The 20,984-nt window shown below is 41.9% G+C and carries 16 protein-coding genes and 1 tRNA gene; 11 read left to right on the forward strand and 6 right to left on the reverse strand.

What is annotated here, in order from left to right:
* Nucleotides 1–126 precede the first annotated feature (126 nt).
* From QM717_RS01100 to QM717_RS01125, 6 genes are all read left to right on the forward strand, one after another.
* The gene (locus QM717_RS01100; protein ID WP_415033977.1) at nt 127–408 is read left to right on the forward strand and encodes a hypothetical protein; all 282 of its coding nucleotides are present in this window, start codon (nt 127–129) and stop codon (nt 406–408) included.
* 353 nt (nt 409–761) lie between these two features.
* Entirely contained in the window at nt 762–1,376 is a 615-nt protein-coding gene (locus tag QM717_RS01105; RefSeq protein ID WP_415033979.1) for a hypothetical protein, read from the forward strand.
* Nucleotides 1,357–1,668, forward strand: coding sequence for a BRCT domain-containing protein (locus QM717_RS01110; RefSeq protein ID WP_415034904.1), 312 nt, complete (start codon nt 1,357–1,359; stop codon nt 1,666–1,668). Before QM717_RS01105 ends, QM717_RS01110 begins: the two co-directional genes overlap by 20 nt.
* A 5-nt stretch (nt 1,669–1,673) precedes the next feature.
* Nucleotides 1,674–2,903 (forward strand): DUF4297 family anti-phage-associated protein, encoded by a 1,230-nt coding sequence (locus tag QM717_RS01115; RefSeq protein WP_415033981.1) that lies wholly within the window; start codon nt 1,674–1,676, stop codon nt 2,901–2,903.
* A 3-nt stretch (nt 2,904–2,906) separates the two neighbouring features.
* Nucleotides 2,907–4,676, forward strand: coding sequence for an ATP-binding protein (locus tag QM717_RS01120; protein WP_415033983.1), 1,770 nt, complete (start codon nt 2,907–2,909; stop codon nt 4,674–4,676).
* Between the two features lie 38 nt (nt 4,677–4,714).
* Nucleotides 4,715–9,550, forward strand: coding sequence for an AAA domain-containing protein (locus tag QM717_RS01125; protein WP_415033985.1), 4,836 nt, complete (start codon nt 4,715–4,717; stop codon nt 9,548–9,550).
* Here the strand turns inward: QM717_RS01125 and QM717_RS01130 are convergent.
* Complete coding sequence (locus tag QM717_RS01130) at nt 9,532–10,836, reverse strand: tyrosine-type recombinase/integrase (protein WP_415033987.1); 1,305 nt, start codon at nt 10,834–10,836, stop codon at nt 9,532–9,534. The genes QM717_RS01125 and QM717_RS01130 overlap by 19 nt on opposite strands.
* A gap of 109 nt (nt 10,837–10,945) precedes the next feature.
* A tRNA-Met gene (locus QM717_RS01135) sits at nt 10,946–11,018 on the reverse strand.
* A 181-nt stretch (nt 11,019–11,199) separates the two neighbouring features.
* On the opposite strand from QM717_RS01135, the gene QM717_RS01140 reads away from it, so the two are divergent.
* The gene (locus QM717_RS01140; RefSeq protein WP_415033989.1) at nt 11,200–11,493 is read left to right on the forward strand and encodes a SemiSWEET family sugar transporter; all 294 of its coding nucleotides are present in this window, start codon (nt 11,200–11,202) and stop codon (nt 11,491–11,493) included.
* On the opposite strand, the gene QM717_RS01145 is transcribed toward QM717_RS01140, so the two are convergent.
* Genes QM717_RS01145 through QM717_RS01155 form a run of 3 tightly spaced genes read right to left on the reverse strand, consistent with a single transcriptional unit; the run spans nt 11,490 to nt 15,602 of the window.
* Nucleotides 11,490–12,239 (reverse strand): LytR/AlgR family response regulator transcription factor, encoded by a 750-nt coding sequence (locus QM717_RS01145; protein ID WP_415033991.1) that lies wholly within the window; start codon nt 12,237–12,239, stop codon nt 11,490–11,492. The two genes, QM717_RS01140 and QM717_RS01145, sit on opposite strands and share 4 nt — an antisense overlap.
* Complete coding sequence (locus QM717_RS01150) at nt 12,236–13,993, reverse strand: histidine kinase (protein WP_415033993.1); 1,758 nt, start codon at nt 13,991–13,993, stop codon at nt 12,236–12,238. Before QM717_RS01150 ends, QM717_RS01145 begins: the two co-directional genes overlap by 4 nt.
* Nucleotides 13,994–14,042: 49 nt before the next feature.
* On the reverse strand, nt 14,043–15,602 hold the full coding sequence (locus QM717_RS01155; protein ID WP_415033995.1) for a T9SS type A sorting domain-containing protein: 1,560 nt from the start codon (nt 15,600–15,602) through the stop codon (nt 14,043–14,045).
* 273 nt (nt 15,603–15,875) lie between these two features.
* Between QM717_RS01155 and QM717_RS01160 the strand changes: the two genes are divergently transcribed.
* Nucleotides 15,876–16,946 carry a hypothetical protein gene (locus tag QM717_RS01160; RefSeq protein WP_415033997.1) on the forward strand — a complete coding sequence of 357 codons (1,071 nt, stop codon included), beginning with the start codon at nt 15,876–15,878 and terminating at the stop codon, nt 16,944–16,946.
* Nucleotides 16,947–16,962: 16 nt separating this feature from the next.
* Nucleotides 16,963–17,085 carry a hypothetical protein gene (locus QM717_RS01165; protein ID WP_415033999.1) on the forward strand — a complete coding sequence of 41 codons (123 nt, stop codon included), beginning with the start codon at nt 16,963–16,965 and terminating at the stop codon, nt 17,083–17,085.
* A gap of 58 nt (nt 17,086–17,143) precedes the next feature.
* Here QM717_RS01165 and QM717_RS01170 read toward each other — a convergent pair whose 3' ends face one another.
* Nucleotides 17,144–18,043 carry an NAD(P)/FAD-dependent oxidoreductase gene (locus QM717_RS01170; RefSeq protein WP_415034001.1) on the reverse strand — a complete coding sequence of 300 codons (900 nt, stop codon included), beginning with the start codon at nt 18,041–18,043 and terminating at the stop codon, nt 17,144–17,146.
* A 115-nt stretch (nt 18,044–18,158) separates the two neighbouring features.
* Between QM717_RS01170 and QM717_RS01175 the strand changes: the two genes are divergently transcribed.
* The gene (locus tag QM717_RS01175; protein ID WP_415034003.1) at nt 18,159–19,736 is read left to right on the forward strand and encodes a helix-turn-helix domain-containing protein; all 1,578 of its coding nucleotides are present in this window, start codon (nt 18,159–18,161) and stop codon (nt 19,734–19,736) included.
* Nucleotides 19,736–20,908 carry a tetratricopeptide repeat protein gene (locus tag QM717_RS01180; RefSeq protein ID WP_415034005.1) on the forward strand — a complete coding sequence of 391 codons (1,173 nt, stop codon included), beginning with the start codon at nt 19,736–19,738 and terminating at the stop codon, nt 20,906–20,908. Before QM717_RS01175 ends, QM717_RS01180 begins: the two co-directional genes overlap by 1 nt.
* Nucleotides 20,909–20,984 lie beyond the last annotated feature (76 nt).

Raw genomic sequence — 20,984 nt, forward strand, 5'->3', positions numbered from 1 at the left:
GGAATAGCAATTAAGCTCTCAAAAAACAAAACACAATTCGGCTACTTTCACAACAAATGGTGGTTGTTTGTTATTATGGGAACATTGTTATTCTTGCACAAATTATATACTTATTAAACTAGAATTATGTCAGTAAAAGCCACTAGTAAATACCCTGTTTTAATAGCCGATCAAGTGGCAGTAGTTATTGCAGATGGAGCAACCGGCCATATATTAAACCATAAATTAGAACTTTATAAAAACGATACTGACGATGCTATTTATCGGGTATTTGACAACAGTGTTTCAGCAAAAGAATTTATAAATCAACAATCTTTTTCCAACGATAAATTAGAGTTTATCATTTACGATAAAAATCAAGTAATTCTGGAATATATAGAAGCGACTCATTGGGATAAAAAAATATAGCGTTTCAAAACGGTAAAACTTTGTTGGAAAATTAAAAAATCTTCATCTAAACAAAAATCCACCGTAATGGTGGATTTATTTTGACCTTGATTTTGCAAAAGCCATCGCATATTTTGCACAACATAGATTATCTTATCCAACTTTAAAAATAACGTATAGAAAATTACCAACTTTAATCTAAATTACTATTTTTGAAACACATTCATAGCTAATACCACTCCGGCTATTCTTGCACTGCCAGGTGCACTTTTCCCATTGGGGAATGAATAAATATTTTTACACGCCATTGCCATTTTCTGTGCCTTAAATAAACTGTTCCAACGCAAAAACATGTTAATCTAAAATTCAATCCAATGGAAAATTTAGAAACCCTCACCTATCGAATTTACACGACCAAAAGCGAAAATGACAAAGCCATCAACTCCTTGAAAGGATTACTTTCGGGAATTAATCTTGACGGAGAAGTAAACGACCGCGAAATTTTGGAGCTTAACCAATGGGTTGAAAAACATGAAACATTAGTTTCCAAAAATCCATTCAAGGAATTCATGCAAATCATCAGGGAAAGTATCAACAATGGAATTCCTAACAACGAAGTTATCGAAGATTTATATTGGCTTTGCCAAAAATATGAGCAAGGCAATTACTATTATAATGCAGTCACCGCCGATCTCCAAACGTTGCAAGGCTTATGTCATGGCATCCTGTCGGATGGAATAATCAACGACGAGGAAATTTTCATGCTCAACAAATGGCTTGAGGCAAATGACCATCTTACCACTTATTATCCCTATGATGAATTGAGAAGTCTACTATTGTCAATTACAAGCGACCACAAAGTGGATGAAGAGGAACGATTGGTATTGCAAGCCTACTTCAATCAGTTCGTCAAGCTGAACAACCAAGAAATGGCTTCGAAAGGTAAAAGACGAAACAGCAAATATTCATATATCTGGACTCTGCACTAGTGACCCGAATGTAGATTTCGACGGAAAAACATTTTGCGTAACCGGTGTTCTCAACAGTTGTGGAAGGCAGGAATTACTAGAACGCATAGAAGCGTTGGGCGGCATTCCTACCAATACGGTAAATAAAAAAACCGATTATCTCATTGTGGGCGATAATGGGAACCCAGCCTGGGCATTTGCTTGTTATGGTAGGAAAGTAGAAAAAGCATTGAGCATGAGAAAGGAAGGTCATACAATCACATTAATACATGAGTTTGACTTTTTTGATATAATTGAGGATTTTAAGTCTTGATAATTATGGCAACAAGAGCAGCAGATGCCACTATCAAAGGCTACTATTATCAATTTGACACTTCGATTTTAAAATTACTCGATTTAAAGTCTGATACCGACTCGATTGTAATTGAAGGAATAGAAGACATTGATATCGAATCCGCATCAGAGACAACAACGGTACAATGCAAATACCTCTCGAAACCAAGATTTATTAATTCTGCGGTAAGAGAACCTATTTCATTAATGCTTGACCATTTTACAAATCCTTCAACACCAAATGATTTAAAATATGTTTTATATACCCATTTTGAAAATGAAACTGCTGGAAATGAGCCTGATATTGACCTGACAAAACTCAAAGATATTTTAACCTATTCCGAAAATAAGGTTGAAAAACATTACGAAATTGAAAAAGGCATAACCGACGATCAACTAAAAGTTTTCTTATCTCAATTCAAATTGATTTTCGGAACAGAGTTCTACACACAGCAAAGCCAAATTCTTCAAAAATTTAGGACCACATTTTCATGTAGCGAATTTGAAGCTGATACCCATTTTTATAATAATGCATTGCGAGTTGTTGTTGACAAGGCTATCAAAAAAGACATCAACGATAGGAAAATAACACGATTAGATTTTTTTACAGCAATAGATGTTCGAAAAAAACTTTTCAATGAATGGTTTATTGCAATTCGCAACAAAAAAGAATATTTAAAACAGTCCTCACAAAGTTTGAAATCATTGAGGGCTTTAGAACCTTCAAGGAGTAAAATCATTTTAGTTGGAAACAATTTGGTTTCAGCAGACAATACCCAACTTCCACTTGCGGCTTTTATAGAAAATGCCACAGCTAAATTTTACAAACCGAATTCATCTATGCGAAATGCAAAACCACTCACTTTTATTATCGATGCAGATAAAGCAATTCTACATAATTTAAAAAAAGAGCTGATACAACGTGAGGTTATTTTTAACGATGGATATGAGGAACTAGAATTTTCATCAACTATTTTCAATATAGAACCGATAATCAATACCAGTAAGAATGGAGCAAAAATATCGAAAGCCTCCTACCTTGTTAAACTCATTTCAAAAGAGACATTTATGACAAACATATCAGGCATCAACTCTCCAAGCATATTTATTTGTTTTTCAGATGAAGATTTCCCTACGCGATTTTCCTCAGGACAATTTTTTGAATTTAAATATTGTGAAAACCTCCAAGACGCATTCAAAATAATAGCATCATAAATTATGACAACATCAAATACATCAGACATCTTTCGCATCCTGACAGTAGCACCTAGTTTAATTCAAATCGAAGTTCTTGATGCCGAACGTTTCAAACAAGACACAACGGATTTTACAATCGGGAGTTATTTAAAAATTTCTGACGACTCTAACACTTCAATAATTGCATTAGTAGAAAGCTTCAAAATTCGTGAAACGACAACTGGAGGCGAAACACCCGTAACGTCGCCAACATTTATTTTAGATGCGCAGCCAATCGGTTTTTTGGATGAGTCAGGAAAATTTAAAAGAGGTGGACAACAAATTGCAATTCCGCCGAATCAAGTCAGCATTGCCGATGAGACAATATTAAAAACTATTTACGAATCAGTTGAAAGCGATAAGAAATTTATTTTTTCCAGTCTCGCACAAAATAATAGTATTGATATTGCAGTTGATGGAGATAAGTTTTTCAGTAAACATTTAGCCGTAGTTGGATCAACTGGTTCTGGAAAATCAGGAACCGTAGCAAGAATTTTACAAGAAGGTATCAAACCTTCACAAGATCAATCCGATCGAGCCGTGCTAAACAATACCCATATTTTGCTTTTCGATTTACATGGTGAATACAAAACCGCTTTCCCAAAATCAAAAAAATTGGATGTTGGCAACCTTGTACTTCCCTATTGGCTAATGAATTCCGAAGAATTGGAAGAAATGTTTATTGAAAGTAATGAAAACAATTCCCATAATCAAATTTCTCAATTCAGATACGCTGTAATCCAAAACAAAAGGAAACATAACACCGGAATTGAAAACGTCTCTTATGATTCGCCATTGTATTTTAGCCTTGGTGAAGTTCATAATTTCATTACCAATCTCAACAATGAAGTTGTTGGAAAACTAGATGGTGAAAATGCGCGGCCAAAACTTGCTGATGGCACATTGGTTGACGATAGATGTGATTACTACTTTGATGGTGTCAAATCATTCGTGGTCTCATCGACTGCCGCTGCGACAAAAGCATCAAATGGCCCATTCAATGGTGAATTTGACAGGTTCGTGATGCGACTCGAATCAAAGATCAACGATGACCGGTTATCATTTTTACTCAAACCTAAAAAAAGTGCAACAACCGAATATCAAACATCAGATTTCCCAGAAATTCTAAAACAATTTATTGGCTATACCGATTCGGAAAAAGACAACATTACGCTTATTGATTTAAGTGGAATTCCATTTGAAGTTTTAAGCATTGTTGTATCGCTTATCAGCCGACTGATATTCGATTTTTGTTTTTATTACAAGACAATTAAATCAAATACCGATGAAGTACCTTTTCTTTTAGTACTCGAAGAAGCTCATAATTATATTCCTCATAGCGATGGGGCAAAATATCGATCCGTAAAAAAATCAATTGAAAGAATTGCCAAAGAAGGACGAAAGTACGGCTTATCATTGATGATTGTGAGCCAAAGACCTTCCGAAATATCAGAAACTATTTTCTCTCAATGCAACAATTTCGTAGCAATGAGACTTACCAATCCTACAGATCAGCAATACGTAAAAAGGTTGATGCCTGATAGCGTAAGTGCAATTACCGACACTTTACCGGTTCTGGAAAGGCAAGAAGCTTTGATTATTGGCGATAGTATTCCGATACCTACTATTGTAAGGATAAAAGATTTGTCGGACAAGCCAGATTCTAATGATATCCTTTTCAGGACTGAATGGAAAAAAGATTGGGTTTCAATCGCTTTTGATGAATTAATAAAAAAGATTAAAAAAGAATAGCTGAGCCTGCTCAAATGTCAATAACTAAAGCCTGAAAGATGGAACTAACCGAAAAACTACTATCCGAATTACAAAGACGTCTAAAAATCGGTAATCGTCGAGGCGTCCACCTAAATGCCATTCCGGCCAATTCCAGATATAAATTTGACCTAAACAGACTTTCCCATATTGACAAAAACCTACCAAACAATTTCATCACAGCTTTGCTTTCTGAACTACCATTGAAGTTCAGGATAAGCTGGAAAGACAACGTCCCTGATTTGAATTCCCTTTTCGAAGAAGAACAGGTTCAATTGGTTAAAATCACAAAGGCATTTGAAAATCTTATCAATCAAACCGATGCAATAGAATCTGAAAAAGGCATCAATACATTTGGATTCGGTTTTCCTGTTTTAGCACGTCGGGATAAAACCGACAATAAATTGACCGTCGCACCAATTTTAATCTGGTCGTTAAAAATCAAAAGGACAAAAGAGTTCAATACATGGGAAATCCTGCGCAATGAAGATGATCCAATTTACATCAATGAGGTATTGATTAATCATTTGCAAAACGATTCCGGTGTAGATATAGAAAAGATTCCAAGCGAAATGCTCGATGACGGGTTAATCAGTAAAGAGGAAGTTATTGAAATATGTTCCAATCTGATTCGGAATATAAACACCTCTCCGCCTGCCGATTTAGAACAGACCTTTAAGCAGAAATTGGACAACATTGTTTCAATTGGCGATAAAAACCATTATGAGAAATTACCGCTCAACTCTACCAATTCTTTTATTGAATTTGGCGGGTTGTTTTCAATATTTGAGGTACAAAAACAAAATATCATTAATGATTATGCCAACCTCATGGAGCTGGAAGGCATGAAAATCAATCTTGAAGATTTAGAAGGACATCATTTTCAACCAATATCCTCCATTGAAACCGACCCTTCGCAACAAAGCATATTGCACTCTTTAGAGTCTACTAGGAATGTACTCATACAGGGGCCTCCCGGAACGGGCAAAAGTCAAACTCTAACTGCTGTTCTTGTTAATGCACTTGAAAATAACAAGAAAACAATTGTAGTCTGCGAAAAAAGAACTGCATTAGAGGTTTTGCACAATGCACTTATCGAAAAAGGGCTAAATTACCATTGCGTATTGATACGTGATATTGTAAAAGACAGGAAAACAGTTGTCGATTCTGTAAGAGACAGGGTAGATAACTCTGAGTACAAGCGATACCGATACAATTTTTCAAAAGAGACCCTAGGCAATTTAATAGATAAAGCCAAGAATTTAATTTCTACCATCAATGTCAAGCACCAAAAACTCGACAAAAGATTGATTGGAGATAAGACTTGGACCCACATTGTTGGAGATTTATTAGCTGAAGTCAAAAACAATGTTGACGACAACAATCTCAATATCGAAAAAGACCGGTTTAATTATTCGCTACCAGAATTAAATAATTATCTCATTATCATTGAAAACGGGCAAAAACTTTTCTCTGACTATCTGCCAATTGAATCAAAATCGTTTATCAATCCAACCAAACTAATAGGCGACAATCTCTACTTGATAGAACAAACTGTAAATGAGGATTTTGATTTTTATTCCAAACAAATTATCCTAATCAAATCGGATTTAGAAACGACCAAAAAGGAGTTTTTCAATAATCGAAAATCAGAGATAAAAAAACAAATCGCATTGATCAATGATTGCTTCGACAAAATTTTTGAAAAAGAACACGAGTTGACGTCTCTACTATCAAATGCAAAAAAAGATTATTGCAATTTTAGAAATACTGAATTTGCAGACCAATTAAAAATGATTGAATCGATATTGTATGATATTGAAGAAATATTTAACAATAATCCCAATAATCAAGACCTAACAAACGTTGAAAAAGTCAACAGTTTTACATTCAAGTTACTTTCAATATTCTCTGGAACAAAAAAACAGACGATTTCAAATCAAATTGCATTACAGGATAATTTTAAAAAAATAGAAAACCTAATTGTTGAATCAAAAGATTTTGCAGCGCTTAGTCTGAATGGAGATTTGACAACACAGAAAAGCAACCTCGCTGCATTTAAAAATGAAATCGAAACCATCAAAAGTAATTTCGCAGAAATAATTGAAAATGAATTTACATTGTTTGGACTTGATTGTATCCTAACTACAGACAACTCCAAAATACTTTTTCATTCTCTTCAATCGGCAATAAACAATGACAAAAATTCAGCAACATTTAAAAAGCAATTGCTTTCTATTGATGATTCTTTTAAAGATTATCTTTCCGAGATAAACTTCCTTTTTCAAAATTTAGCAAAGAATTTGATTGACAGCAAAGACATACAATTAAACTATTCATTTGATAAATCATTTCAAGAAAACAGAATGATTTTATCGGAAATCAAATCTACAATTGCGTCAATCGATGATGGATTTGAAACCAAGCTCCATAAAGAGTTTGAAAGTATTGATCTTTTAAAAGAAAATGTTATTGATGCCAAAATCCTTCCTCAACTTCAAAAAAAGGTTTCTCAATTAACCGAAAAAATCAAATCTGATAATTGGGTAATGAACAAACCAAAACTCAAAGATTTGAACTCATTTATTCTGGATGTCGAATCACTAATGAAAAACAAAAATGATTACTTTGATGCCAATGAGGATTTGTTTGCAATCGAATTCAAATGGTTTCAATTTTACAATGGTTTAAGTGAACCGGACAAGAAACTGATCCATGAATTAAGAACAAAAAACAACTGGAAAAAATCGTTCATGGTTTTTTATCTAAATTCTTTATTGATTAATTCTGCCAATTTGGACTTACCAACAAGTGATCAAGAGCACACCGAATTGGAAGATGCATTGACCGGACTAGAAAAAGAGCAATTGAAGTTCATCAAAGAATTTTGGTTTTCAAAACAGATTGACGAAACCCGGAATTTCGAACACATCAATGGCGGCCTAACTGTAGAGAATCTATACAACAAACGCAGCAGCAACAGGTTTAAAAGGTTATCACTTAGACAGATTGTTCAAAAAGATGCCGATTTGTTTTGTACATTTTTTCCTATCGTCCTTACAACTCCAGACGTTGCCAGCAACCTTTTTAAAGGCATGAATGGATATTTTGACATTGTGATGTTCGACGAGGCCAGTCAGTTACGGCTCGAAGACAATTTACCTGCAATATTAAAAGGCAAACAAATTGTCATTGCAGGAGACGAACACCAAATGCCTCCATCCAATTATTTCAGTAAAGTTTTCGACGGAACGATTGAAGATGAGGATGATTTAGAGGAAGACGACGAAATTGTAGTTGACAAGGATAACATTTTATTGTCTTGCGAATCGCTGCTTGATTTTGCATCCGAATTAAATTTTCAAAAAAAACATTTAGACTTCCACTACCGTTCGAGACATCCTTTTTTAATCGATTTCTCCAATTATGCATTTTACAATCAACGATTAAAACCATTGCCGAACAATTTCGATTATACACCAATAAAATATATTCAAGTAAACGGAACATTTTCAGATCACACTAATGAAGCAGAAGCGGAAATGGTGCTTTCGATTATTGAAAATAATATTAATAGGTTGCCCAATGGTGAATATCCAACTGTTGGCATTGCTACATTTAATATTGCTCAAAGAGATTTGATCAATCGTAAGATATTCGAGCGCCAAAAATTTTCAAAATTTGAACAATTCAATATGAAGATTCAAGAACTTATTGAAAATGGTATGTTTATCAAAAACTTGGAAAATATTCAAGGCGATGAGAGAGATGTTATAATTCTTTCCACAACCTACGGAAAAGGTAAAGACGGAAAGTTTGCACAGCGTTTCGGTCCCATCAATCACACGAAAGGTTATAAGTTATTAAACGTAATTATTACAAGGGCGAAATACAAAATTTACATCTGTACATCTGTTCCCGAAGAGAATTTCATGGATTATAAGGGGCATTTGATTACGGAAGGATCAAATAACAAAAGAGCGGTTTTATATGCTTATTTGGCATATTGCAAATCAGTGAGTGAAGCTAATGAAGAAGGACGCATTTCTGTTTTGACTGCATTAGCCGAAAACACAACAAAAAGTACCAGTTTCAATTCTTTGGCAGGAGGTGATTTAGAATCTCCGTTTGAAGAAGAAGTTTATCAAAGACTAATGGACCATTTTGAAATTGACCATCTAATTCCACAAATGAAATTCGCTGAATTCAGAATAGATATTGTTTATGACCCCAAAATAATTGGCGCTCCAAAAATTGCAATAGAATGTGATGGTGCAAAATATCATTCCAGCCGAGAAGCGTATTTGTATGATAGGCATCGACAAAAAATGTTAGAAAATCATGGTTTTGTGTTCCATCGAATTTGGAGCACCAATTGGTGGCGGAATCCGAATCGGGAAACAACTAAACTGGTTGATTTTATTAATCAAATGAAATCAACGATTAAAAATTTCGCGGACCATTCAGAAACTTCAACTGCTTTTACAGATGATATAATTCCTATTGAAAATTATGTTTATCAAAATTCTGCAGCAGTTATCGATAGAGATAAGGAAGTTTTACAAGCAATTGAACCTATCGCTCAAAGTCAAATAAAGATTACAACCGAAGAAGTGAAGCTCAACAGTAAGGTAAAAGTAAAATACATGAACAATAATAGAGATATTGACGTTCAACTTGTCGAGACCGAAAACAATAAGCCTGATAATTCAGGCGTTCAAAAGATTTATTATAAATCTGCGTTAGCCACCTCACTATTGGGCCATTCTGTCGGTGACATTGTAAAAATCGGCAATCTAGATAATTTTGTCGAAATCATTAAAATTACGAACAGTATTCATAAAAACCCCGAATAATCCTCCGGCAAAACCGCATCAATATCCCTAAGATATTTTTCCAACGCATCCATTGTGGTATGCCCTGTAATCAACATTAATTTACTCTTAGCTTCATAGGGTGTCATCACTTTTGCAAATTCCTGATACAACCTAGTAATGAAAGTATGGCGAAAACTATACAAACCGTAATCTTTTCCCAAACCAAAATGGTCTTTGACCTTTTTGAAACGCTTGGAAAAGTAATCCCGTTTGTCATTTTCTGCAGTATTCCACTCACCTCCTATTTCAGTTGGCGTAAACAAAAAATCTGTTTTATTTAATTTTGACAAATCCGGTAAATCGTTGATCAAAATCTCAGGAATGATTTTAGTTTTAACCGGGCTGTTTTTTGCCTTCACATAAAGTTTTCTATCAATTACATCAATGTCGTCGACTTTCAATCGGCAAACTTCAATCGGTCTTAGGAAATTATACGAAATGAATTTGACGAATAACAAAAGAATCTTGTCATTCTGTTCCATGTAGTCATAAATATCCCGTTGCAACGTTGCCGTGTAGGTTTTATTTCTCTCGGGTGTTGCCTTCAAAACATTAACCGTTGCAACGAAATTTTCTTTAATGATTTCATTGTCCACTAATGTTTGAAATAAAGTACTAATATCAATCCTGGTATTGTTACGCGTTCTCGGACTTGTCCTCTCCAAAACCACATTCAAATAGTCGATAACCTCTTTCTTCGTAACCGTTGCAATGGCGCATTGTGCAAAACCATTCTCATTGAGCCAAATTTCAAAACGCTTTACATTACTGCTGAATCCCGGAAAAGAAGTTTTGCTTAACACATTTGCCTTTACTTTCAAGGCCAAAGCGAATGCTTCACCAATTAAAATATCTTGATTCTCGGGTTTTGCAAAAGTCATATCGGGTTTTGCAAAAGCCGTTGCAACGGTCGTTGCAACGTTACATTGCAATGGTTCTATTGCTGCCGTTTCCTTTTGAAACAACTGCACTTCCAGTGCTGTATTATCGGCATATGGGCTAAAACCTTTTTGCAAAAGCATCAGCAAATTCCGTTGCAACGTTTTCAATACTGCAATACGGTCTTTGCAGTTTTTGAATTTATTTGCTCCGGCTTTAATATTTGGCTGACGTACTAATTTTCCGGTTTTTGGATCGCGGAAAGAATAATAGATGTACCAATCTTTCTTCAAAGCTTCATTTTGGGCTTCCTTTGAAAGCTTAGCCCAATTGGCCATTGCAATGCCACCAGTAAAGATTTTGGGTTCTGAAAAGTTTAATTTCATAGTGAAATCGTGTACGTTTTCATGTACGCTGAGTAAAAGTAACGAAATCGAAGACATAAAAAAACGGATTGCGTTACACAATCCGTTTGATTTCAAGCTTTTGCTCTAGTAGCGGGAACAGGACTCGAACCTGTGACCTTCGGGTTATGAGCCCGACGAGCTGCCTACTGCTCTATCCCGCGATGTTCGGGTGCAAATATACAACAGAAATCTGCAAATGCAAGCCTTTTTGCGTAAAAGTTTTGTTAAGCCGTTTCAATCTGCGAACCTGCAGGTGGCAATTCTAAATGATTTAGTGGAGGTTAAGTAACAAATTTTGACCCATCGGAGGCTAATTTTAAGTCCCGAAAAAACACCAAAATCATGGATACCATTTCAATTCTCGGATTCACCGCCGCACTTTTTACGACCCTGTGCAACATCCCGCAGCTCGTCAAAATCATCCGAACGCGAAAAACCCAGGACGTTTCGGCCCTCACCTATTGCGTCTTGCTCGCCGGATTAATTCTGTGGACCATCTACGGTATTTTGAAAACCGACTGGCCGGTCATCATCGCCAACGCCATTTCAGCAACCATTGCCACAACGGTGTTGTTCCTGAAATTGACGTCGAAGAAAACACTCGAAAAAATCCACGAAAAAACCCAGAAAGATTAACGGTTGAGCCAACGTTTGAATTCCCCCGAATGGTCGATGCTCACAATCACATCGATTTCCGGGGCAGGTTTGAGTTCGAGCTTGATGCGGCTCTTGGACCAGACAATCATCTGTTGGATGGCCGAAAAACCCACCAAAAACTGCCGGTTGACGCGAAAAAACAAATGCGGGTCGGTCTTGTGCACGACGCTCTCAAGCGATTGGTCGAGCAAAAATTTCTCGTTGGCTTTGGTGACGAGTTTCACATAACGGCCTTCCGACATAAAATAAGCGACCTCCTCAATCGGGATGCTCTTGATCTTCTGCCCAGAAACCACCATGAAGCGTTCCTGGTAATCGGGCTTCTTGTTCATGGCCTCGATCAGCGCCTGAATGTCGATCGAAGCGGGATTTTTCTGGCTACGGAACTTGTCGAGCGCCTGTTGCAAATCTTCCTCCGAAAACGGCTTGAGCAAATAATCGATGCTGTTGAGCTTGAACGCCCGGATGGCGTACTGGTTGTAGGCCGTCGTAAAAATGACCGGCACCGCAATCTTGAGCTTGTCAAAAATCGAAAAACCGATGTCATCGCCCAGATGGATGTCGAGGAAAATCAAATCGACCGGGTTATCGGCCAGCCATTGCACCGCGCCCTTGACATTGTCGATGGTCTTGACCACCGAAAGATCGGGGGCCACTTTCAGCAGTACCGAGGCCAGGTAATCGGCCGCCGGTTTTTCGTCTTCGATAATTACAGCTTTGATCATTCTTCTTGGATTAGCGGAAGTTGTACATAATATTCCTGGTTCCTGATTTCAAAAACCGGTTCGAGTTCAGTGACGTATTTGTAGCGCGAACGGATGTTTTCGACACCGGTTCCGGTCGAATCCTCGACAAACTGGCGGGGCTGCAAATTGTTGGTCACCACGAGAAAATCGCCCTTGACCCGGATGTGGATCGTGAGCGGTTCGCTCGAACTGATGCTGTTGTGCTTGATTGCGTTCTCGACGACCATCTGCAACGAAAACGGCGGCAGGTAATCAGCCAAGCGGTCAGATGGTACCGCAATATCGGTGATCAGGTTGTCCCCAAAACGCATCTTCTGCAGCGAAAGATAAGCGTTCACATGTTGCAATTCCTCGCTGAGCTTGAGCAAATGACGGTCCTTGCGTTCGAGCGTATTGCGGAAGATTTTGGAAAACGCATTGGTAAACTTGACCGCTTTCTGCGGATCGGTGCTGATCAAGGAAGCCAAGGCATTGAGCGAATTGAACAAAAAGTGCGGACTGACCTGGTTCTTGAGCGTCTCATATTGCACCAGGATATTTTCATTCTCGAGCCGCAGGTTCTGCTCGGTCAGCGCGTCGTTCTTTTGGTTGAGCAGACGATTGGCTTTCTGTTTGAGCTTGTAGTTTCGGTACAGGATGAAAATCAACGCCAGGCAAAACACGGCAAAGACGGCAAAGACCATGCGCCAAATGTTGTTCTGCTCGATCTTGGCCGCATCGAGTTTTTTCTGTACGCGCAGCAATTCGAGTTCCTTGGCCTGCAAGCTCGACTGGAATTGGTTTTCGAGCATCGCATTGTTCTCGCGGGTTTCATCCGAGTGGATCGAATCGCGCAGCACCATCAATTTCTGCAAATACTCCGTGCTTTGCTCGTATTGGCCCGATTCCTTGTACCAATACGCGAGGTATTCGTAAAAGGTGTCGCGGTAGTAAGGCGATTGTACGTCATGCGCCGCCTTTCCGCCGATGTCGAGGAATTTTTTGGCTTTGTCAAGCTGGCCCTTGTCGGTGTACAGTTTGCCGAGTTCGAGCGTGATCATCGCGAGCGAGCTCGTGCTGCCCGATTTCTGGTAATGCGCATAGGCTTTGAGTTCGTAAGCGATGGCCTGGTCCAGTTTGCCCATCTCGGTATAACAGGCCGCGATGTTGTGGTAGTTGATGGTCAGCCCATTTTCGTCTTTCCAATATTCGAGGTACGGAATCGCCTTGAGATAATACCCGATCGCCTTGTCGAAATCGTCCTCGTAGGTCATCGCCACGCCGAGGTTCACATAAATCGTCTTGAGGTAATTGTAGTCGCCCTTTTGGGTCAGCGACAGTGCCTTGAGCAGGTATTGCTTGCTTTTCCCGATGTTCTCGATATTCATGTACACCGTACCGATGTTGATCAGCGCCAGGATTTTTCCGCCATTGTTGTGGATCGAGTCGAACACCCGGTACGATTTCATGTGCAGCGAAAGCGCCTTGGTATTATTGCCGAGCGAAGTTTCGGCCACGCCCTGTACCTGGAGCAACAAGGCATAATCGCCATACCGTTGGTTGTGCAATGCCATTTTGACCATCGAATCTGCCGAACGCAACACCGAAACCGGTTGGTCGAACGCAATGCGGTTCAATGAATCGACCTTTTGACGGAAAACATCACCTTGCTTGACTTGCGCCACGGCAGGGAAACCGCCCAGCACAATCAGGCCAAAGGCAACCCATCGGAAAAGAATAAAAAATGGTTTCACGCTGCGGATTATAAACGAGTTAAAGATACTATTTCTGTCGAATCTGTGGTTACTTGACCAATTTCAAAGTGGTGCTTGCTTCAGGCGTCGAAAAAACGAGATAATAAGTCCCCGATGGCAGCGCATCGACAAAGCCCAATGTTTTTTCGTGTGTTCCTTTTAATCGGTTTTCGCAGGACAGTACGCTGGTCATTTTTCTCCCGAGCGCATCATACCAATCCGCCGAAACGGTTTGATTCGCCTCGAGTACAAAACGCAACCGCGAATCCTGCCGCAATGGGTTCGGGTATACGGCCAACCCCCAATCGCTTGGATGGTTTTCACGCAATCCCAGACTCGTGCTGGTGTGGTAGCGCGCCAAGGCAAAATGCGCAACATTGTTATCGTACGAAACGCCCGCGGTCACCAATTTGCCATCGGGAGCCAACGCCATCGCATTGATGCCGTCGTGGTCGGCGAAATGGGTCAGCGTGGCACCGTTGTTCCCAAATGCCGTATCGGGATTTCCATCCGAATCGAAAGCGGCCAGCAAAAATCGATCGCCTCCATTCTGCGTCGACGATCCGGCCACAACAATATTTTCACCTTGCAGCAAAACCGATTGGATCATATTGTTGTTGGCCCCGGCCAGCGTCACCAATTGGCCATTGTTGGCAAAACCCAAATCGGGCGTGCCGTCACTCAGGAAACGCAAAAGCAACGATTGGTTGTTCGTCGGGCTGGTTCCGGCATAACCGGCCACGACAATTTTCCCATCGGGCTGCACCGCCGCCGATTCGAGGATGCCATCGAGCAAAGGCAAGGCCGTAATGATTTGTCCGTTGTCGCCAAAAAAACCATCGAGCGACCCATCGGTATTGTAGCGTACCAATGCGGTTTCCCAGCGCAATGTTGCATTATTGGCCGTTTGCCCGACCAGAATAAGCTTGCCGTCGGGCTGCAGCGTCATGCCGTTGGCTACCGAAGACCCGCTTCCTACGGCGGTTCTCGTAAAACCATTGGTACCGAAGTCCTGGTCGATGGAACCATCGGCGTTGAAACGCGACACGACAAATTCGTTGTTTTGGGTAAACGGCGAAAGCGTGTGCCCGGCCAATAGGATCTTGTCGTCCGATTGGATGGCCAATGCGCTGCAAAAACTGGTAATACCGGGTTCGATGACGGTCTTGCCATTGGTACCGAAAGTAGTATCCAAAGTTCCGTCTACGTTGAGCCGCGTCAACCCGAAACCAAAACCGTTGCTGGTATCGATGAATCCGCCGGCGATGATTTTACCGTTCGACTGAAGACCGATTCCGGTGCACAAATCGTCGAGTCCGCCAAAATCGACAAAGGCTTTTCCGGTGGCGTTGAAATTCGTATCGGGCGTACCGTCGGTATTGAACCGCATCAGCGAAAAATCGTTGCTCGTATTGGTGTTACGGGCATAACCCGCCGCGATGATCTTGGCATCGGGTTGTACGGCAACGCTTCGGGCGGCACAATTGCCGGTGGTCAGCAAGGTCGCCAGTTTGCCGTCGGTACTGAAACTGACATCCAAAGTTCCTTGCTGGGCGTACGCTAGGGTGGCCAAGATGAATAAGATTGAAGTGGTGATTAACTTTCTCATGATGATGATGATGGTGATGATTGAAACTTAAGGCAAACCTATCATTGTATTTCTTATGGGTTGTCCTGATTTGTAACGAAGGTGCAAAATCCTGTCACGAATGGACTTGCTGCCGTATGAAACCGCGAAACCGATTTCTAAATCGTTGGTGGCCAAAAAATTCCCTTTCATTACATCGGCCCATTGGATTGCGAAAGCGTCGGTTTAGCTTTGTCCCGAGTTTCAATCATCAATCACGCATCTCCAGGATGCAAACCATTAAATCAAATCACCATGAAAACAATTCACTTTTTATTGGCCTGGGTATTGTCGGTCACCGTTTACACCGAAACCAATGCCCAACAGTGGACGCGCATCGACAAATTGCCGCATTCCGATTTCAGCGCGCTCGAAGTCATCGACGGCACTTTATATGCCGCACACCGCAGCACACTTTATTACAGCAACGACAACGGCGTCAATTGGTCTCAGGTCACGATGTCAGCCCTCACGCTCGACCCGATGTGCATGATCCAATTCGGTGGCCGATTGTATGTAGGGACTTACAACCGTGGGATTTATTCGGCTCCGATGAACAACCTTCAAGGCGCTTGGACACAAAACCTCAACAATGTACCGATCACTTCGTTCGTCGAAAAAGACAACATCCTGTATGCTTCAACGGAAGGTTCCGGTGTGTTGCGTTCGAATGGCGACGGGCAATTCCATTGGTTTTCGAACGGATTGCCGAATTACTCGAACAACGTGAGCAAGGTGATTTCGGCACCAAACGGACTGATCGCCACAGCAGGCGGCAACGGGACTTTTTACCGTTGGAATACCGCTACCCACAACTGGGATGAAGACTATTATTTCGCGGGCTACAGTCCGGGCATGCAAGTGGACGACGCCCTTCGGGTGGGCAACACGATTTACATCTCGCGTTTCAATATGGTGCTGCGCTCGGACGATTCGGGTGCCAATTGGACGCACGACCAAGTCGGGCTGCAAAACGGGCACAACCGCTACCTGTATGCCGGCGAGCAAACACTTTATGCCCTGACGACCGTTTTCACCGGTGACGACAACCTGACCTTTCTTCGAAAAAGACCGCTCAACGCACCGAGCCAAAGCAGTTGGGCCACCGACCCCGAAGTATTGCCGTTTTACACCTATGCGATGCGCGAATTCGGGAACACGCTTTTTGCGGGCAGCAACCTGGGATTGTATTACAAAGGCAATCATTTGGGAACCGGGCATCCCGAACGGGAGCAAAATACTTTGGTGGTTTATCCCAATCCTTCGAAAAGACGGTATCTTTTGGATCAAGGGCAGCGACCCCGTTACCGAAATTTCCATCTATGACCTTTCGGGCAAATGTGTGAAGTCTTTAAAAGATGTCGGAACGCTTGCCGATTTCGAAGTGCCCGGCCCCGGTTTCTATCTGGTCAAAGCCGCCACAGCCGATGCCGTACAAACCTTTAAAATCATTTCCCAGAACTGATGCAAACCGTACTCAAATATTGTTCATTGCTGCTGTTGCTGTTGTTGCAATGCTGCTGCTAGAACGCTTCTTCTATCATTTCTTTGTTGATGAACATTCCCGCTACGGTTCCGGCCGCGATGGCGACCGAGACTGCCCGTCCGACGCTTGAGCAATCCCCAGCCGCGTAGATCCCGGGAATGTTTGTCCTTTGGAACACATCGGTTTCGACACAGCCATGGCTGTTGGTCTTGCAGCCAAAGAAGGCCATCAGGTTGCATTGCTGTTTGGTATGCGGATGCGCGTAGAGCGTGTGGATTTCATGACGCTTTCCGTCCTTGAAAACCAGGTTTTCGACCCATCCATCCGTCTGTTCGATACTTTTGATTTCAGAATCGATAATCGCGATGTTTTTCAATTTGAACTTTTCGATTTCCGATTCGGAGAAAACCGGCCGGCCATTGGTAAAAATGACCAAATCATTGGTCCATTGGCGCACCGATTTGGCCATTTCGTAAGCCAGGCCGCCATTGCCCAAAATACCCGTCTTTGTGCCTTTGGCTTCATATCCGTGACAATACGGGCAATGCAAAACCGATTGGCCCCAGCATTCGGAAAATCCCGGAATGTCGGGCATGATGTCGGTCAACCCCGTCGCGAAAAGCAGTTTTTGGGAACGGAATGTTTTGCCGGTCTGGGTCCCGACGGCAAAAAAACCATCGCCTTTCTCGGCAGAAATTACCACATCTTCCCAAAAAGCAACCGTGGGATAACCCAGCACTTGTCTTTTGGATTTTTCCAAGATGGAATGGGGTATTTCACCATCCTGGATCAGCAGATTGTGCACCTGCGGCGATGATTGGTTGCACGGATTTCCACTGTCAATGACCAGCGTCTGGCGCAGTGAACGGCCCAAACACAAAGCAGCCGAAAGTCCGGCGTGGCTGCCGCCGACAATGATGACATCGTAGGTTTTCAAGGGAATGATTTTTGTTTTTTAAAGTTAAAGACCAATTTTGGAAAATCGTTGCGAGAATTCCACTATTCCTTTATAGCTTTTCCATTTCTGCAATCGATAAAAAACATACATTTGTGTGAACCACAAACTCCCCGACATGCGTGTCCTCATTTCCATAATGTTGCTGTTGACCGGCTACGGTGCTTTGGCGCAAATGCAACAGAGCAGTACGACTGGATTGCTCGAGCAGGGACAACAGTTGGTTTGGGAAAATCCGGCGCAGGCGCTCAAAATCGGGCACCATCTTCTAAAAATAGCCGATTCCGAAGCAGAACGTACCGATGCCAACTTCCTGCTGGCACAAAGCTACCTTGCTAGTGGCAACAGCAACCAAGCCTTGCAATTGGGCTTTCGTGCCAAACACGAATCGGAAGCAGCGTGCAACGAAATCAAGACCGTACGGATTTTGCTGTTTCTTTCTGGAATTTTACAGGATTTGCAGTTGGACAAACAGGCCCGGCAATTTCTGGCGATGGCGCAATCTTTGGCCGGATTGCAGGCCAGTGAGACGATCAAAAGCGAGGCGGCCATTCATTGGGCCTTGGCGCAGGCTGATTTTGAGCAAAAAAATCCGCAAAAAGGATTGCGTTTGCTCGACGGCATCCAACCCGAATTGCCCAACGTTGGCGAAAGCGAACGCACAAAAATGGAAATCGAACGCGATCTCAGCAAAGGGAAAATATTTACCGCAATGGCGCAAAATGATTCTGCGCACCATTATTTTTCGAAAGCGTTGGCACAACTCAGGCAATACGATTCGCGAAACCTGTTGCAACGGGCACAGGTCTTGGAAGCATCTGCGCAGGTGTATTTTCAGCAAAAACAGCACCCAAAGGCAATCGCACTGCTGCTCGAGGCGCTTGCGATGGCAAAAAAATTGCAGCATCCGAAATTGCGGCGCGACATCAACAAGCAACTCGCCATCAATTACCTTGCGGTCGACAACCGTACGCAATACCACCGCTTCAACCAACAATTCCTCCAGTTGGGCAGCGCAATCGAGAACAGTGAAAATGACGCGACCAATACGGCATTCAATCTCATTTCAAAGGAACAGGAAAAGCGCATGGCTGCAGAAGCGAACCGTTTTGCCAACATTTTTTATGCGGTATTGGCCTGTTTTGTACTCATTTTGTTTTTTGGTATCCTTCAATTGTGGCGCAGCCAATCCAAGCAAAGACGCTATCAGGAAATTGTCCAATATTTGGAAAATGGCAGGCGTGCGGTGATCCAGCCATCGGTCAAGAAAGATTCGAAAAACCTCATCATCCCGGCCGAAACCGAACAAACCATCCTGTCGAAACTCAAGAAATTCGAGGCCACGTCCAAATTCACGCAAAAGGAAATGTCATTGGCCATGCTGGCCGCGCAACTCGACACCAATACCAAATACCTGTCGGAGATCATCAACAAACACTACCACGACAATTTCAACACCTACATCAACAAGTTGCGCATCAATTACATCATCGAGAAGATGAAATCGGAGCCGACCTACCTCAATTACAAGATCAGTTACCTGGCCGAGGAAAGCGGTTTCTCGTCGCACAGCAGTTTTGCGACGGTTTTCAAATCGATTACCGGTATCGCGCCGACCTCTTTCATCGATTTCCTCAAGGAAGAAGCCGCCAACCGTAAAACCACTTCCGCCTGATGCGTTGCCGTTTTTTTCATATCGCCCTTTTGGTCTTCGGAATTTTGATCCCGGTATCATTGGTCGCGCAAACCAAAAAGGAAATCGACAGCCTTTACAAAATCGGTACGCTCGAAGTGTACGAACATCCCGATGTCTCGATCAGGATCGGCCAACAGATTTACCAAAAATCCAAGGGCGACGTGTTGCAGCAAATCCATGCGCTGATCATGATTTCGGATGCGTATTCGTCCAAACGCGATTACCAACAATCGCTGCATTATGCCACGCAGGCCAAGAAATTGGCGCAGCAAACCGACAACAGGGTCATCCAAATCAAGATCCTGACCAAAACTGCGACCCAATGCCAGCAGCTCAAGATTTACGACAAGGCCATTGAAAACCTCGACGAGGCCGAACGCATCAGCTTGACGTATCCACACCAGGATTCGATCCGGTTTTTGCTGGGCAACTGCAATGCCATCCGCGGATTCATTTACAAGGACCAGCTCAATTGCGACATCGCCATTTCTTATTTCGACAAAAGCATCGCGCAATACGCCCGGGTCAAGAGCCCGATGACGCATGCCAACTTGAGCATCGTCACCTACAACAAAGGCAATTGTTACATCCAACTGTCGGATGATGCCGCGGCCAAGAACAGTTTCTCGCAGTCCATCGCCTTTGCCAAAAGTGTCCATGCCAAGAGTTTGTTGGCCTTTGCCCAGAAAGGTCTGGCCGAAGTGTTGACGCTCGAAGGCAAATACAACGAAGCGATTGGTCAGCTCACCGAAGCCGAAGCCATCTCTACCGATGTGGGCGATTTGGTGCTCAACCAAGGCATCTACAAAGGGCTTTCGGAGAATTATCTAGCGGTCAACCAATGGGCCAGTTACCAAAAGTACCAGCAGCGCTACCTTGACACCCAGCAGCAAATCAAGATTTCCGAACGACAATCGGTCAGCGATTCGCTCGACGAACAGCAAAAGACCCAAAATGGCAAGCTCGCCCAAATCAAGTCTTGGTATATTTTGGCCATTTTAGCACTGATTGTTCTGGCTTTCGGAGCGGTGGTAGGATTTGTCTTTTTTGAAAAAAAGGGACGCAAAAAAGTGGCTTTGCTGCAAAAAGCCATCAAAGAGTTGCAGCAGAACAATCCGAAACCCGCTTTGGAAACGGAAGGAGAAAAATAACCACAACACCCTGCAATACAATCGTTTAATTTTATTTTTTGCTTTCAAATTTCGCGAAATAGCAAAGGCATTCGTT

This window comes from Flavobacterium sp. (assembly GCF_047602195.1).
GTDB lineage: Bacteria > Bacteroidota > Bacteroidia > Flavobacteriales > Flavobacteriaceae > Flavobacterium.

Bases quoted from the DNA above. Each gene is read 5' to 3' on its own strand.
- QM717_RS01125 (WP_415033985.1), top strand. From the start codon at position 4,715: ATGGAACTAACCGAAAAACTACTATCCGAATTACAAAGACGTCTAAAA.
- QM717_RS01115 (WP_415033981.1), top strand. From the start codon at position 1,674: ATGGCAACAAGAGCAGCAGATGCCACTATCAAAGGCTACTATTATCAA.
- QM717_RS01160 (WP_415033997.1), top strand. From the start codon at position 15,876: ATGAAAACAATTCACTTTTTATTGGCCTGGGTATTGTCGGTCACCGTT.
- QM717_RS01140 (WP_415033989.1), top strand. From the start codon at position 11,200: ATGGATACCATTTCAATTCTCGGATTCACCGCCGCACTTTTTACGACC.
- QM717_RS01130 (WP_415033987.1), bottom strand. From the start codon at position 10,836: ATGAAATTAAACTTTTCAGAACCCAAAATCTTTACTGGTGGCATTGCA.
- QM717_RS01155 (WP_415033995.1), bottom strand. From the start codon at position 15,602: ATGAGAAAGTTAATCACCACTTCAATCTTATTCATCTTGGCCACCCTA.
- QM717_RS01120 (WP_415033983.1), top strand. From the start codon at position 2,907: ATGACAACATCAAATACATCAGACATCTTTCGCATCCTGACAGTAGCA.
- QM717_RS01180 (WP_415034005.1), top strand. From the start codon at position 19,736: ATGCGTTGCCGTTTTTTTCATATCGCCCTTTTGGTCTTCGGAATTTTG.
- QM717_RS01100 (WP_415033977.1), top strand. From the start codon at position 127: ATGTCAGTAAAAGCCACTAGTAAATACCCTGTTTTAATAGCCGATCAA.
- QM717_RS01105 (WP_415033979.1), top strand. From the start codon at position 762: ATGGAAAATTTAGAAACCCTCACCTATCGAATTTACACGACCAAAAGC.
- QM717_RS01145 (WP_415033991.1), bottom strand. From the start codon at position 12,239: ATGATCAAAGCTGTAATTATCGAAGACGAAAAACCGGCGGCCGATTAC.